The 14,457-nt window shown below is 66.6% G+C and carries 11 protein-coding genes; 1 reads left to right on the top strand and 10 read right to left on the bottom strand.

Annotated elements, in window-relative coordinates; genetic code table 11:
• Nucleotides 1-315: 315 nt before the first annotated feature.
• The 8 genes from ACSQ1X_RS18065 to ACSQ1X_RS18030 all read right to left on the bottom strand — a co-directional run bounded on the left by ACSQ1X_RS18065 (nucleotide 316) and on the right by ACSQ1X_RS18030 (nucleotide 10,623).
• The gene (locus tag ACSQ1X_RS18065) at nucleotides 316-2,490 is read right to left on the bottom strand and encodes a transglycosylase domain-containing protein (RefSeq protein ID WP_436058678.1); all 2,175 of its coding nucleotides are present in this window, start codon (nucleotides 2,488-2,490) and stop codon (nucleotides 316-318) included.
• A gap of 156 nt (nucleotides 2,491-2,646) precedes the next feature.
• Nucleotides 2,647-4,152 (bottom strand): NAD-dependent succinate-semialdehyde dehydrogenase, encoded by a 1,506-nt coding sequence (locus ACSQ1X_RS18060; protein WP_436058677.1) that lies wholly within the window; start codon nucleotides 4,150-4,152, stop codon nucleotides 2,647-2,649.
• Between the two features lie 26 nt (nucleotides 4,153-4,178).
• The gene (locus ACSQ1X_RS18055) at nucleotides 4,179-4,988 is read right to left on the bottom strand and encodes an aldolase/citrate lyase family protein (protein ID WP_436058676.1); all 810 of its coding nucleotides are present in this window, start codon (nucleotides 4,986-4,988) and stop codon (nucleotides 4,179-4,181) included.
• Nucleotides 4,973-5,758 carry a 2-oxo-hept-4-ene-1,7-dioate hydratase gene (gene hpaH, locus ACSQ1X_RS18050; protein WP_436058675.1) on the bottom strand — a complete coding sequence of 262 codons (786 nt, stop codon included), beginning with the start codon at nucleotides 5,756-5,758 and terminating at the stop codon, nucleotides 4,973-4,975. Before hpaH ends, ACSQ1X_RS18055 begins: the two co-directional genes overlap by 16 nt.
• Nucleotides 5,759-5,760: 2 nt before the next feature.
• Entirely contained in the window at nucleotides 5,761-6,846 is a 1,086-nt protein-coding gene (gene hpaD / locus ACSQ1X_RS18045; protein WP_436058674.1) for a 3,4-dihydroxyphenylacetate 2,3-dioxygenase, read from the bottom strand.
• 49 nt (nucleotides 6,847-6,895) lie between these two features.
• Nucleotides 6,896-8,407 carry a 5-carboxymethyl-2-hydroxymuconate semialdehyde dehydrogenase gene (gene hpaE, locus ACSQ1X_RS18040; protein ID WP_436058673.1) on the bottom strand — a complete coding sequence of 504 codons (1,512 nt, stop codon included), beginning with the start codon at nucleotides 8,405-8,407 and terminating at the stop codon, nucleotides 6,896-6,898.
• A gap of 22 nt (nucleotides 8,408-8,429) precedes the next feature.
• A complete protein-coding gene (locus ACSQ1X_RS18035) occupies nucleotides 8,430-9,104 on the bottom strand; it encodes a GntR family transcriptional regulator (protein ID WP_436058672.1) in 675 nt (224 codons plus the stop codon).
• Entirely contained in the window at nucleotides 9,097-10,623 is a 1,527-nt protein-coding gene (locus tag ACSQ1X_RS18030) for a fumarylacetoacetate hydrolase family protein (RefSeq protein ID WP_436058671.1), read from the bottom strand. The genes ACSQ1X_RS18035 and ACSQ1X_RS18030 overlap by 8 nt, the downstream gene beginning before the upstream one ends.
• A 223-nt stretch (nucleotides 10,624-10,846) precedes the next feature.
• Between ACSQ1X_RS18030 and ACSQ1X_RS18025 the strand changes: the two genes are divergently transcribed.
• Nucleotides 10,847-12,748: an FAD-binding monooxygenase gene (locus ACSQ1X_RS18025; RefSeq protein WP_436058670.1), complete on the top strand. Its 1,902-nt coding sequence runs from the start codon at nucleotides 10,847-10,849 to the stop codon at nucleotides 12,746-12,748.
• 13 nt (nucleotides 12,749-12,761) lie between these two features.
• On the opposite strand, the gene ACSQ1X_RS18020 is transcribed toward ACSQ1X_RS18025, so the two are convergent.
• Together ACSQ1X_RS18020 and ACSQ1X_RS18015 are read right to left on the bottom strand one after the other, a co-directional pair.
• On the bottom strand, nucleotides 12,762-13,619 hold the full coding sequence (locus ACSQ1X_RS18020; RefSeq protein WP_436058669.1) for a prephenate dehydratase: 858 nt from the start codon (nucleotides 13,617-13,619) through the stop codon (nucleotides 12,762-12,764).
• 117 nt (nucleotides 13,620-13,736) lie between these two features.
• Nucleotides 13,737-14,456, bottom strand: a complete 720-nt coding sequence (locus ACSQ1X_RS18015) for a GntR family transcriptional regulator (RefSeq protein WP_055807468.1) — start codon at nucleotides 14,454-14,456, stop codon at nucleotides 13,737-13,739.
• Nucleotide 14,457 lies beyond the last annotated feature (1 nt).

Raw genomic sequence — 14,457 nt, 5'->3', positions numbered from 1 at the left:
CGGTTCGAGGACATCAATCGGACGGTGCAAGTGCAGTGGATCCTTATGCGCGGGGATCACACTAGCTAGTCCCGATGCCTCATTCATGATTCGATCCTTCGTTCAGGTGGAGGAGAATCCGCCGCAGGATGCGATGAGGAGCCAGTCTATCGGCGCCGAGAGTTCGAGCTCTACAGGGGTGACTACCTGTTATTAGCGACTTGACTACTTGCTAAACGCCTCCGCGGTGGCGGCTCGCGTCCAGCCGCCGCGCCGGGCTGCACCAGATCCTCGATGAGGTGCGCATCGCGATGCGGCTGCCCCGGCGGCTGCGGGCTAGCGGGAAGGGGCCGGCGTCGGTTGCTGCGGGACATACATGGACGGCGGCGGGGCCGGGAAGGGCTCTGCCGGGTACAGCCCGGCAACCTCCATCATGTAGTTGGCCCACTGCGGCCCGGCAAGCATGTAGCCGTCGATTGACTTGTAGAAGTTGCCGTTGATGGTGACGTTCTGGCCTGCCCGCTGTTGGCCCTCCAGTGTGTCTCCAAAGAACGACGCCGTGGCCAGGCCGGAGGTGTAGCCCGTCACCCAGGTGGCGCCGTTGTTGTTCGACGTCCCCGTCTTGGCCGCCACCGGCACCTTGCTCTGGACCTTCGGGTTGATGTACACGCCGGAACCCATCTTCAGGACGTCCTGGAGCACCGCGTTGACGCCGCGGGCCACCTCGGGCTTGACGGCGGCGCGGCACTGGGAGGACTCGGCCGGATGATGCCGCCCTGCAGGGTCACTGACGTCCGCGATGGCGATGGGGGTGCAGTACCGGCCGTCGTTGGAGAACGTGGCAAAGGCGTTCGCCAGGTGCAAGGGAGCCACCCCGATGGCGCCCAGCAGGTTGCCCAGCTGGTGCATGTTCACCTGGGCTCCGTCCAGGCCGCTGTGGATCCCCACCGCATCCACCATCTTCTGGATGCCGCAGAAGTCCAGCTGGGTGGCTTCAGCGAAGGTCGCCGTGTTGATGGAGTTGTACAGGCCGTAGTTGACGGGCATCGGCCGGTAGTAGCCCGGATCGTTGTTCTGGAGATCGTCAGCTGCGCCCTCATTCCGCTGGGCGGTGTTGTAGGCGCCCAGCACCTTTCCGCAACTGGAGCGCCACGGAAAGTCGAGCGGATAGGTCCGCCGGGAAGCGTCGATCACGGCGTTGATGGGTTTGCCCTCGTTCAGCCATTCCGCGAACGTGAAGGGCTTCATGGTGGAGCCTGGCTGGAATCCGCCCGCGCCGTTGAGGTCGTTGCCGTTGGCGTCCTTGGAATCAACGTTGAAGTTCAGCTGGGTGTCGAACTTCCCTTCCGCCGGAAGGAATACCGTGTTCTGCGCCATGGCCAGGATCCTGCCGGAACCGGGCTGGATGGTTACCAGCGAGGCACCCCATTTGTCCGGATTCGCTCCTGCGGTGGCGTCTACCTGGGCCTGGGCGGCGGCCTGCAGCCTGCTGTCCAGCGTGGTGACAATTGTCAGGCCGCCGCGGTACAGCAGCCTCTCCCGGTCGTTGAGGTCCGCTCCGTAGGCCGGATTGTTGAGGATCAGGTGGGACACGTAGTCGCAGAAGTACGGTGCGATGACGGCGGCTGCGCAGCCCTGCCGCCCGGGGGTGATCTTCAGCTCCACCCCCGTGGCCGCGGCGGCGTCGTGCTCGGCCCGGGTGATTTTCCGCTGCTCCAGCATGTTGCCCAGGACCTGGTTGCGGCGTTGCAGGGAGTTCTCCGGGTGCACGGCAGGGTCGTAGAAGGTGGGGCTGTTGACCAGCCCGGCCAGCAGCGCCGCCTGGGGCAGGGTGAGGTCCTTGGCGGAAGAGCTGAAGAAGTGCCGTGCGGCGGCCTCGATCCCGTAGGCGTCCCGGTTGAAGAACACGATGTTCAGGTAGCCTTCGAGGATCTGGTCCTTGGTGAATTTCTTCTCCAGCTCGATGGCGAGCTTCATCTCCCGAACCTTGTCGCCGACGCTCTTCTGGCCGCTGAGAACGACCTGCTGGCCTTGATCCGCGGAAAGATACGACTCATTGATGATGTTCGTGACGTACTGCTGGGTCAGCGTGGACGCGCCCTGGCGGCCGCCCTGGGTGAAGTTGAACGTCAGCGCCCGGAGGATGCCCTGCGGGTCAACCCCGCCATGTTCGTAGAAGCGGCTGTCCTCGATCGCGACTATCGCGTCCTTGATGAACGGCGACATCTGGTCGAGGGTGACGCGCACCCGGTTTTCCGCGTAGAAGGTGGCGATGGGCTGGCCGTCTGCGGTCACCATTTTGGTGGCCTGCGACGGGGGATCGACCGTGAGGTCACCGGGCAGGCTGTTGAAGAACGTGATCGAAGTGCTGACCGTCATGCCGGCCGCAGCGACGCTGGGTGCCACCAGGCTGGCGGCCAGGACCCCGCAGATGGCGCTCACGGCAACAAATCCGACCAGCCTCCACAAGGCTGCGGCCAGACGAGAACCCCATCGCTTCTTCGGCGCCATTATGTCCAGCTATCACGCGTGCCAGTGCCTCAAGGCTACGCCCGGGGGCCGCCCGCCGACCAGAGTCCTAATGCCCACACACACCGGGGGGTACGCCGGTGGTCGAGCCTGTCGAGATCGGTTTCGACGAGCTCAACCACCGGCGGGGGCGGTCCGTCAGTTCGCGTAGGGGTCGGCGATGCCGATGTACTGCGTGGTGGTGTATTCGGCGATGCCTTCGGAGCCCCCTTCGCGGCCCAGGCCGGAGTGCTTGACGCCGCCGAAGGGGGCGGCGGCGTTGGAGATGACGCCGGCGTTGAACCCGACCATACCGAATTCGATCTGTTCGGCCACGCGCAGCAGCCGGTTGAAGTCGCGGCTGTAGAGGTAGGAGGCCAGGCCGTACTCGCTGGCGTTGGCGAGCCGGATGGCGTCCTCCTCCGTGCTGAACGTGGTCACCGGGGCGACGGGGCCGAAGATTTCCTGCCGCAGGATCGCGGCGTCGTTCGGGACGTTCCCCAGCACGGTGGGCGGGTAGAAGTACCCGGCGCCTTCTGTCGGGGAACCGCCGGTGAGTGCTGTTGCTCCGGCGTCGACGGCGGCGCTCACCAGGGCGTGCACGTCATCGCGGGCGCCGGCGTCGATGAGCGGGCCCACCTGGGTGGCCGGTTCGGTGCCGCGGCCGGTGGTGAGGGCGCCCATGGCGGCGGCGAACTTGTCCGTGAATTCGACGGCCACGGATTCCTGGACCAGGAACCGGTTGGCGGCTGTGCAGGCTTCGCCCATGTTCCGCATCTTGGCGGCCATGGCACCTTCGACGGCTTTGTCCACGTCGGCGTCCCCGAACACGATGAACGGGGCGTTGCCGCCCAGCTCCATGGACGTGCGGAGGACATTGCCGGCGGCGTCGGCCATGAGCCGCTTGCCCACCGGAGTGGAGCCGGTGAAGGAGACCTTGCGCAGCCGCGGATCGGCCAGCAGCGGGCCGGAAATCCCGGACGCGCTGGCGGAGGCTACCACGTTCAGGACCCCCGCGGGCAGGCCGGCGTCGAGCATGGTCTGGGCGAAGTACTGGGCGGTCAGCGGGGTGAGCTTGGCGGGCTTGAGCACCATGGTGCAGCCGGCGGCGACGGCGGGGGCAACCTTGCGGGTGGCCATCGCCAGCGGGAAGTTCCACGGCGTGATCAGCAGGCACGGGCCCACCGGCTTCTTCTGGACCAGGATCTTGTTTTTGCCCTCCGGGGTGGTGAGGTAGCGGCCGTAATCCCGGACCGTCTCTTCGGAGAACCAGCGCAGGAACTCGGCACCGTACGTTACTTCCCCGCGGGCTTCGGCCAGTGGCTTGCCCATCTCCAGGGTCATCAGCAGGGCAAAGTCATCGGCCCGTTCGGTCACCAGGTCGAAGGCGCGGCGCAGGATTTCGGCGCGCTCACGGGGTGCCGTCCTGGCCCAGGAAGCCTGCACCTTCTCGGCCGCGTCCAGGGCGGCCAGAGCGTCCGCGCTGGTGGCGGACGCCAGGGTGGCGAGTACCTCCCCGGTGGCGGGATCGTGCACGTCGAACGTGCCGCCGTCGGACGCATCCACCCACTGCCCGCCGATCAGCAGGCCGGTGGGTACGGAAGCGAGGAGTGCCGCTTCCCGCTCAGGGGTGACGGCAGGGGAAAGTGCAGGGGAAAGAGTCACGGAAAAGTCCTTAAACTTGGTGGCTGTTAGTAGCTGGCGGGGGTTTCGCCGGTACCAGCCGGGACGAATTCGGCGGCGAGTGCCTCGGAGCCGCGGGCCAGGAGCGCCACGTCGGCGCCCACCAGCACAAACGTGGCGCCGGCTGCCAGGTAGGTGCGGGCTACGTCCTTGTTGAAGGCGTTGACACCCGCTGGCTTCCCCGCCGCTGTGGCGGCTGCGAGGCAGTGTTCGACGGCGGCGCGCACTTCGGGGTGTTCCTGCTGTCCCAGTACGCCCATGGAGGCGGCAAGGTCGGACGGTCCAAGGAAGATGCCGTCCACGCCGTCCACCGCCAGGATCTCCTGCACCGCTGCGACGGCGGCTTCGGACTCGATCTGGACGGTGAGGCTGACGGTGTCGGAAGCGCGGGCGAGGTAGTCCGGGATGCGGTTCCACCTCGACGCCCGGGCAAGGGCGGAGCCCACGCCGCGGACACCGCGGGGAGGGTACCGGGTGGCGGCCACCGCGGCTTCGGCCTCGGCGGCGGAGTTCACCATGGGCACCAGCAAGTTCTGGACGCCGAGGTCGAGGTACTGCTTGATCACCACGGTGTCGTTGACCGGCGGCCGGACCAGGGTGTGGACCGGGTAGCCGCGGACGGCCTGCAGCTGGGACAGGATGGACTCCAGGCCGTTGGGGCTGTGCTCGGCGTCAATCAGCAGCCAGTCCAGCCCGGCCCCGGCGCACAACTCGGCCACCAGCGGGCTGCCGGAACAGACCCACATCCCTGCCAGGGGGCGGCCGGCAGCCGCTAGGGCGTCCCGGAACGTGGCGTCCGGGTCTACTCGAAGCGGCATGTGACAACTCCCAGGGGGCCGTAGTCGGCGTGGACGGTGTCGCCCTGGTAGACCCAGAGCGGGCGGGTGAAGGAACCGGCCAGGATGATGTCCCCGGCCTTCATCCCGTCACCGTGGGCGGCGATCTTGTTGGCCAGCCAGTGCACACCGTTGGCGGGGTGGTCCAGGACCCCCGCCGCCACGCCGGTCTCCTCCACGGTCTGGTTCTTGTAGAGGATGGCCGAGACCCAGCGGAGGTCGACGGCGTCGGGCTTGACCGGACGGCCGCCCACCACCATGGCCCCCATCGCGGCGTTGTCCGCGATGGTGTCCACGATGGTCCGGCCCTCCATCTCGATCCTGGAGTCCAGGATCTCGAGGGCCGGGACCACGTAGTCGGTGGCGTTCAGGACGTCGAAGATGGTGCAGCCCGGGCCCTTGAGTGCGTCTTTCAGCACAAACGCCAGTTCCACCTCCACCCTCGGATGCGTGTAGCGGTCCCACTGCACGGAACACCCGGTTTCGAGGACCATGTCATCGAAGATGGCGCCGTAGTCCGGTTCGGTGATGCCCGTGGCGGCCTGCATGGCCTTGGACGTGAGGCCGATCTTGCGGCCCACGAGCTTCCGGCCGGCATCCTCGTTCCGGTTCCGCCACAGCTGCTGCACGGCGTAGGAATCCTCCACCGTCATGTCCGGGTAGCGGGTCGTCAGCCGGGGCACCGGCTTGCGATTCCGGCCGGCCTCGAGCAGCTCGTCCGCGATGGCCTCGATCGTCTTGGCATCCAGCATGGCTACAGCTGCGCCCCGAGCTTGAAGCCCGTCCGGTCACCGTCGGGGGATCCGTCCTTGCGGGTGTAGGAGAAGCCGTCCGCGCCCACGGTCACTGCCATCTCAGAGGCGTCGGTGCGCTGGATGACGGGCTGCGGGTTGCCGTCGAGGTCCAGGACCAGGGAGGCCTCGGTGTACCAGGACGGGACCACGGGGTTGCCCCACCAGTCGCGGCGCTGGTTGTCGTGGACGTCCCAGGTGATGGTGGGGTTGTCCGGGTCGCCGGTGTAGTAGTCCTGGGTGTAGATCTCGATGCGGTGGCCGTCCGGGTCCAGGATGTAGAGGTAGAACGCGTTGGATACGCCGTGCCGGCCGGGGCCGCGTTCGATCCGGTCGCTGATGCGCAGGGCGCCCATCTTGTCGCAGATCTGGATGATGTTGTGCTTCTCGTGCGTGGCGAAGGCGACGTGGTGCATGCGCGGGCCGTTGCCGCCGGTGAGCGCGGTGTCGTGGACGGTCTGCTTGCGGTGCATCCAGACGGCGTAGGAGACGCCGTCTGAATCCTGGATGTCTTCGGAAACGCGGAAGCCGAGGTCTTCGAGGTACTTGCGGCCGCGGGGTACATCCGGGGTGACCTGGTTGAAGTGGTCCAGCCGGACCAGTTCGCCGGCGGAGTAGAGGTCGTAGCGCTGGGTGAGGCGTTCCACGTGCTCCACGTCGTAGAAGAATTCGTACGGGAAGCCGAGCGGATCCTCCACGCGGACGGAGTCGCCGATGCCCTTGGTGAAGCCTTCCTTGCGGCGTTCGGTCCGGCAGCCCAGTTCCTTGTAGTAGGCCTCGGCGGCGTCCACTTCGGCGGGGGACTTCACCCGGTAGGCAAAAGCGGCGACGGCGGCGATGGGACCCTTGCGCAGCACCAGGTTGTGGTGGATGAACTCCTCGAGGGAACGCAGGTAGATGTTGTTCTCGTCTTCTTCGGTGACGTGCAGGCCCAGGAGGTCAACATAGAACTCGCGGGACTTGGCGAGGTCCGTGACCACGATCTCCATGTAGGCGCAGCGGACGATGTCCGGAGCGGGGACGGAGGGCTTCGGGATGACGTTGTTCATGGTGTTCTCTCTTCTTTGAAAGGGGCCGTGTTGGTCTGTGGGGTCGGAACTAGGCGCCGAATTTGGGGGTGTGGACGGAACCGAGCGTGATGTGCACGGCCTGCTGGTCGGTGTAGAAATCGATGGAGCGGTAGCCGCCCTCGTGGCCCAAGCCGGAGGCCTTGACGCCGCCGAACGGGGTGCGGAGGTCGCGGACGTTGTGGCTGTTGAGCCACACCATGCCGGCCTCCACGTTCTGGGAGAAGTTGTGCGCCCGGGTGAGGTTCTGGGTCCAGATGTAGGCCGCCAGGCCGTACTTGGTGTTGTTGGCCAGGGCGAGGGCTTCGTCGTCGTTCTCGAAGGGGGTGATCGCGACCACCGGGCCGAAGATTTCCTCCTGGAAGATCCGTGCGTCGGGGGCGACGTCGGCGAACACGGTGGGGGCGATGTAGTTACCTTCCGGGAGGTGATCCGGGCGGCCGCCGCCGGCCAGCAGCCGGCCTTCGGACTTGCCGATCTCCACGTAGGAGGCCACCTTCGCGAAGTGCTCCGGGTGGACCAGGGCACCCACCTGCGTCTTGGGATCATGCGGATCGCCGACGACGATGTTCTTCGCGCGGGCGGCGTACTTTTCGCAGAACTCGTCGTAGATGGCCCGTTCCACCAGGATGCGCGAGCCGGCGGTGCAGCGCTCGCCGTTGAGCGAGAAGACGCCGAAGAGCGCGGAGTCGATCGCGGCGTCGAGGTCGGCGTCGGCGAACACCACGCACGGGGACTTGCCGCCGAGCTCCATGGAGAGGCCCTTGAGGTTGGCTGCCGCGTTCCGGAATATGGTTTGGCCCGTGGTGGTCTCGCCGGTGAAGGAGATCAGCGGAACGTCCGGATGCTTGACCAGGGCGTCGCCCGCTTCCTCGCCGAGGCCGTTGACCAGGTTGAACACGCCGTCCGGCAGGCCTGCGTCCTTGAAGATGGTCGCCCACAGCGAGGCGGACAGCGGGGTGAATTCTGCGGGCTTGAGCACCACGGTGTTGCCGGTGGCCAAGGCAGGGGCGAGCTTCCAGGACTCCAGCATGAACGGGGTGTTCCACGGAGTGATGAGGCCGGCGACGCCGATCGGCTTGCGGTTCACGTAGTTGATCTGCGATCCGGGGACCTTCATGGCGTCGTCGAACTGGGCGACGATCAGATCCGCGAAGAAGCGGAAGTTCTCCGCGGCCCGGAGTGCCTGGCCCTTGGCCTGGGTAATGGGCAGGCCGGTGTCGAAGGTCTCGAGTTCGGCCAGGCGCTCCTCCTGGGCTTCGACGGCGTCCGCGATCTTGTTCAGGATGCGGGCGCGTTCGCGCGGCTTCATCTTCGGCCAGGGCCCGTTCTTGAAGGCTTCGCGGGCCGCGGCGACGGCGAGGTCGATGTCCTCTTTCTGGCCGGCGGCGGCGGTGGCGTAGTTGGTGTTGGACACCGGGTCCAGGACGTCGAAGGTCTTGCCGCCCACGGAGTCAACGAATTCACCGTTGATGTAGTGCTGGATGTGGGTGGGAAGGTCCTGCGGGACGTAGTGGGCTGTGGTTTCTGCGGCAGTCGTCATCATTGAGTCCTAACGGTGGTCATTACTGCTTGGCTTGTGCGAGGTAGGCGTCCAGGGTGGCGCTGCGGTGGAGCCGTGCTGCTTTTTCGATGGTGTCGGCGTCGGCGCCGGTTTCGATGAGCTTCAAGAGGGCCTCGTGCTCGTCAACCGAGTCGTGCGCCCTGCCGGGCACGAACCGGAACGTGGAGGACCGAAGGGACGCGAGCCGGTTCCAGCCGCGGTGGACGAGGTCCAGGATGTGCGGGTTGGGACAGTGCTCGAACAGGACACTGTGGAAGTCCTGGTTCAGCCGGGTGAAACGGACGGGGTCGAAGTGCTGCAGGCAGTCGCGCATTTCCTCGTTCACGGCCCGGGCCCGGGCCACGTCCGCCGCGCCGATCAGCGGCGCTGACAGGGCCGTGGCCGCACCCTCCACGATGCTCAGGGTCTGCATCGTATAGAGGTATTCGGTGGGGTCAATCCCGGAGACCGTGGCGCCGATGTTCCGCTCGAATTTCACCAGGCCTTCGGCTTCGAGGCGGCGGATGGCTTCGCGGACCGGCACGACGCTTACGCCCAGGTCCTCGGCAATCTTGGCCAGCACCAGACGGTAGCCGGGGGAGTAGGTGCCGTCCACGATCCGTGCCTTGACTGCCTTGTAGGCCTGCTCGGACTTGCTGCCTGCCAGCCCGGTTCCGGCGGTGGCCGTCTCAGTCATTGGCTTTGCCTGCTTCCCACTGCTCGTACTTGCCGCGCCACTCAGCATTCAGCGGGTAGAGGCCGTCCACGCTGTGGCCCTGCTGCACCATTTCGGCGATGAAGACCTCCTCGCGTTCCTGCGCGATGGAATCGTCAGCAAGCTCTTCGGCGAGTGCCGGCGGGATCACCAGGATGCCGTCCGAATCGGCCACGATGATGTCCCCGGGCTGCACGGTGGTGCCGCCGCAGGCGATGGTGATGTCGGTGTCCCAGGGGATGTGCCGGCGGCCCAGCACCGCGGGGTGGGGGTTGGCGTAGTACGTGGGCATGTCCATGGCCGCCACCGCGGAGAAGTCCCGAACGCCGCCGTCGGTGATGATGGCGGCGGCGCCGCGGACCTGGGCGCGGAGGGCCAGGATGTCGCCGATGGTACCGGTGCCCTTTTCCCCGCGGGCCTCCATCACCAGGATCTCGCCCTCGTTGACCGAATCGATGGCCTTCTTCTGGGCGTTGAATCCGCCGCCGTGGGTCTTGAAGAGGTCCTCGCGGTTGGGTACGTAGCGCAGGGTCCGGGCCAGGCCCACGATCCGCTTCTCCGGCCGGGTGGAGGTCAGGCCGTCGATGCTTACGTTGTTCAGTCCGCGTTTGCGCAGCTGGGAGGACAGGGTGGCGGTGCAGACACTTTCCAGCTTGGCCTTCAGCCCGGGGGAGAGGACGGGCCCGACGGCGGCAGCCGTCGCCTCTGCTGGCTGCGTTGAGAGGCCGGCCGCTTCGCGGGAACCGTACGCTTCCTCCCGCTGGAGATCATCGGTCCTGGGCCGCGCGCCGAAGTCCGCGAACGGCGTCGTGCCTTCCTCCACCCGGGTGACCAGGCGGCCGGTGGTGAGGCCGGTGGCAGCGCCGCCCGCCGCCGTCGTACTGGTGCTGACTTCAACCTCGACGACGTCGCCCGGCTTGGCCACGGAGGCGCCGGCCGGGGTGCCGGTGAGGATGATGTCGCCCTCTTCGAGGGTGAGCAGCTGGGAGAGGTCCGCGACGAGCCGCGCGAACGGGAAGAGCAGGTCTTCGGTGGTGTCGTCCTGGACCAGGCTGCCGTTGTGCCACGTGCGGACGCGGAGTTTGGCGGGGTCGACGGCGTCTGCCGCGATCAGGCCCGGGCCCACCGGCGTGAAGCCGTCGCCGCCCTTGGAGCGGAGGTTGGATCCCTTGTCCGCGTAGCGGAGGTCGTAGACGCCGAGGTCGTTGCTGGCGGTGACCCACTCGACGTGGCTCCAGGCGTCCGCAATACCCACGCGGCGGGCCGGCTTGCCGATGATCAGGGCGATCTCGCCTTCGAAACCGAGGAGTTCGCAGCCGGCGGGCCGTTCCACGGTAGAGGGGGCCTCCGCCGAGCCGATTGCCAGCGAGGACGACGGCTTCAGGAAGTAGGAGGGCTGCTCCGGGGTGCGGCCGCGCTGGGCTGCCCGGCTGGGGTAGTTGATGTGCACCGCGATGACCTTGCGGGCCGCGGCCAGGATGTGGTCGGTGACCTGTTCCAAGTGTTACTCCTCATCGAGTACGAAATCGTATACGATAACTATTACCTAGGAGCCCCCCGGCGTCAACCCCTGATTTCCGGGGGTCTTTACGGGCACTTGTAACGCAGGTCATATCTGCGTACAGTTTCGAATGAGCAGTAGATTTCTATTATCGAACTAGCAGTTCTGATATCGAACACATATGACGGCAAAAGACAGCCACACAACGAAGTGAGGAATCCCCGTGCATTTCCACCACCACGGCTACGTATCCGGTGACCCGCGAGTCCAGCCGGCCGCCGGCGTCGGCGTCAACCGGCCCGAGCAGCTTCCCGACGAAGTGGACGTTCTCATTGTGGGTACCGGGCCCGCGGGCATGCTTACCGCCGCGCAGCTGTCCCAGTTCCCCGGCATCACCACCCGCATCGTGGAGCGCCGCCCCGGACGCCTCGAGATCGGCCAGGCCGACGGCATCCAGGCGCGAAGCGTCGAAACCTTCCAGGCCTTCGGCTTCGCCGAGCGGATTATTGCCGAGGCCTACCGGATCACTGAAATGGCGTTCTGGAAGCCGGACCCGCAGAATCCGGCGAACATCGTCCGTGCGGCCCGCACCCTGGACGATCCGCACGGGATCAGTGAGTTCCCGCACCTGATCGTCAACCAGGCCCGTGTTCTCGACTACTTCGCCGAAGTCATGGCGAACGCCCCCACCCGCATGACGCCGGACTACGGATACGAGTTCCGCGCACTCCAGGTCGGCGACGGGGAGTACCCCGTTGCTGTGACGCTGGTCCACACCTCCGGCGCCGACGAAGGCCGGGAACGTGTCGTCCGGGCCAAGTACGTGGTGGGCGCGGACGGCGCGCGGAGCAAGGTGCGGGACTCGATCGGCTGCACCATGGCCGGCGACCAGGCCAACCACGCCTGGGGCGTTATGGACGTACTCGCCAACACCGACTTCCCGGACATCCGCCTGAAGTGCGCCATCCAGTCCCACGACGGCGGCAGCATCCTGCTTATCCCGCGCGAGGGCGGCCATCTCTTCCGCATGTACGTGGACCTCGGCGAGGTGGCCGCGGACGACCGCGGGGCCGTCCGCAAGACCTCCATTGAACAGATCATCGCCAAGGCCAACGCGATCGTCCACCCGTACAAGGTCGACGTGCGCAACGTGGCATGGCACAGCGTCTACGAGGTGGGCCACCGCCTCACCGACAGGTTCGACGACGTCCGCCCGGAGGAACTCGGCACCCGGACGCCCCGCGTGTTCATCACCGGCGACGCCTGCCACACGCACAGTGCCAAGGCGGGCCAGGGCATGAACGTCTCCATGCAAGACGGCTTCAACATCGGCTGGAAGCTGGGCCACGTGTTGGAGGGACGCAGTCCGGAAACCCTGCTGTCCACCTACTCCGCCGAACGCCATGTCATCGCGAAAAACCTCATCGACTTCGACAAAGAGTGGTCCACGCTCATGGCGAAGAAGCCCGAAGAATTCGCGTCCCCCTCGGAGCTCGAGGATTTCTACGTGAGCACTGCCGAATTCCCGGCCGGCTTCATGACACAGTACGTTCCTTCGATGCTGATCGGCGAGCCCGCGCACCAGGAACTGGCCGCCGGATTCACCATCGGCAAACGCTTCAAGTCTGCACCGGCGGTGCGGGTCTGCGACACGAACCCGCTGCAACTCGGCCACCAGGCCTCGGCGGACGGCCGCTGGCGAATCTACGTCTTCGCTGACGGGGCCGCGCCCGGGCAACAGTCGCCCACCGCCGACCTTGCCGAATGGTTGGCCACCGCGCCAGACTCCCCGCTGGCCGCAACACCGTCGGGAGCCGACCCGGACGCCTGGTTCGATGTGAAGGTGATCTACCAGCAGGACCACACGAACATCGACATCAACACGGTGCCGGCCGTCTTCAAGCCCCAGGTGGGGCCATTCAAGCTCACGTACCTGGAGAAGGTCTACGGCACCATTCCGGCGTCGGACATTTTCGAACTGCGCGGCATTGATCGCGGCGGCGTGATGGTGGTGGTCCGGCCGGACCAGTACGTGGCGAACGTCCTGCCCCTGACGGCAACAGCCGAGCTGGCCGCGTTCTTCGCGCCGATCCTGGCGGCAGGCAAGCCCGTCCCCGCCACATAGGCGTGGCCCGCTTTCAGGCGGCGGTGGCCTGAGCCGTCCGGTAGTCTGCGGCTGCGTAGACGCCCAGGATGCGCACCTCGGTGGTGAAGAAGTCCAGTTCCTCCAGGGCGAGCTTGAGCGGCAGGTCCTCCGGGTGGCCCTCGACGTCGGCCATGAACATGGTGGCGGCGAACTCATTGCCCACCATGTAGCTTTCCAGCCGCGTCATGTTCACGCCGTTGGTGGCGAACCCGCCCAGCGCCTTGAAGAGGGCGGACGGAACATTGCGGACCCGGAACAGGAAGCTGGTCACAGCCGGTCCGGGCAGTTCCTCCCTGGTCGGCAGTTCCTTTTCAGGTGCCAGGACTACGAAGCGCGTGGTGTTGGAGGGGTCATCCTCAACCCGGGAGGCCAGCACCTCGAGGCCGTAAATGCTGGCTGCGAGCGGGGGAGCGAGGGACAGCTTGGCGGGGTCGTTCCACTCCCGGACTTCCCGGGCGGAACCTGCGGTGTCTCCGGCAATCACGGGGCGCAGCCCGGCTTCGCGGATGAGCCGCCGGCACTGTCCCAGGGCGTGGATGTGGCTGTGGACCTCGGTGGCCGCTTCGATGGTGCTGCCGGGGATGCCCAGCAGGTCGAAGTGAATGGGCAGGAAGAACTCGCCCACGATCTGCAGGCGGGACTGCGGCAGCAGGATGTGGATGTCCGCCACCCGGCCGGCGATCGAGTTCTCGATCGGGATCATGGCGAAGTCGGCGGCTCCCGTGGACACCAGTTCGAAGGCATCTTCAAAGCTGGCGCACGGAACGCTTTCCACCTCGGGGAACATCTGCATGCACGCGATATTTGAGTTGGCGCCGGGCTCGCCCTGGTACGCAATTTTCTGGGTCACGATCCGTATGGTTTCACGACCTGCCCCCGCGCGCCCAAGTAACTCGCATTTAACGTCGCCATTCGGGGGTTTCACGACGTTAAATGCGAGTCAGTTGGGGACTGGGCCGGTCCTGGGTCAGCCGAGCGCCAGCCGCATCGAGACCTGGTACCGGTCCGAGCGGTACGTCGAAATGGAGTACTCGATGGGTGTGCCGGGGTCTTCCTGGCCGGTAAACGAACGGCGCCTGAAGAGGAGCACCGGCGCCCCGGGCTCGATGTCCAGCAGGGCCGCCGTGTCCTCCGGGGCGGCGGCGGCCTCCACGGTCTGTTCCACATGCTGCACCGGATGGCCGGACGCGGCGAGGACGCGGTACAGCGACCCGGTCAGGTCCTCCGAGAGCAGGTCCGGCAGGAGCCGGGGCGGCAGCCAGGATTCGTCCACGCTGACGGGCGCCCCGTTTGCCAGCCGCAGCCTACGGACCTGGTAGGCCTCCTGCCCCGGCGGCAGTCCCAGGTGCTCGGACGCCGCCGCGGGCGGCTCCTCGGTGGAGGCAGTAATGACGCGGGTGCTGGGTTCGAAGCCGGCCGCCCGCATGTCCTCATTGAAGGAGGCCAGGTGCAGGGTTGAGCGGACCAGTCCGTGCGAGACGAAGGTCCCCTTGCCCTTGATCCGGACCAGGGCTCCGTCCTGGACGAGGTCCGAGATGGCCCGGCGCACCGTGATGCGCGAGACCCCGAATTGCTCCTCCAGTTGGCGTTCGCCCAGCAGGGCGTCCCCGGGCCGCAACGTGGTGGCCACCAGATCCTGGAGCTGCCTGCGCACCCAGACGTGTTTGAGTTCCCCTGCCGTATCCATG

It is taken from the genome of Arthrobacter sp. LjRoot78, from assembly GCF_964254335.1.
In the GTDB taxonomy this organism is placed as follows: domain Bacteria; phylum Actinomycetota; class Actinomycetes; order Actinomycetales; family Micrococcaceae; genus Arthrobacter.
The sequence above is the reverse complement of the archived record's forward strand: the minus strand, read 5'-3'. Positions and strand labels throughout refer to the sequence as shown.

Bases quoted from the DNA above. Each gene is read 5' to 3' on its own strand.
- ACSQ1X_RS18015 (WP_055807468.1), bottom strand. From the start codon at position 14,456: ATGGATACGGCAGGGGAACTCAAACACGTCTGGGTGCGCAGGCAGCTC.
- hpaD (WP_436058674.1), bottom strand. From the start codon at position 6,846: ATGAACAACGTCATCCCGAAGCCCTCCGTCCCCGCTCCGGACATCGTC.
- hpaE (WP_436058673.1), bottom strand. From the start codon at position 8,407: ATGACGACTGCCGCAGAAACCACAGCCCACTACGTCCCGCAGGACCTT.
- ACSQ1X_RS18065 (WP_436058678.1), bottom strand. From the start codon at position 2,490: ATGGCGCCGAAGAAGCGATGGGGTTCTCGTCTGGCCGCAGCCTTGTGG.
- hpaH (WP_436058675.1), bottom strand. From the start codon at position 5,758: ATGCTGGATGCCAAGACGATCGAGGCCATCGCGGACGAGCTGCTCGAG.
- ACSQ1X_RS18055 (WP_436058676.1), bottom strand. From the start codon at position 4,988: ATGCCGCTTCGAGTAGACCCGGACGCCACGTTCCGGGACGCCCTAGCG.
- ACSQ1X_RS18035 (WP_436058672.1), bottom strand. From the start codon at position 9,104: ATGACTGAGACGGCCACCGCCGGAACCGGGCTGGCAGGCAGCAAGTCC.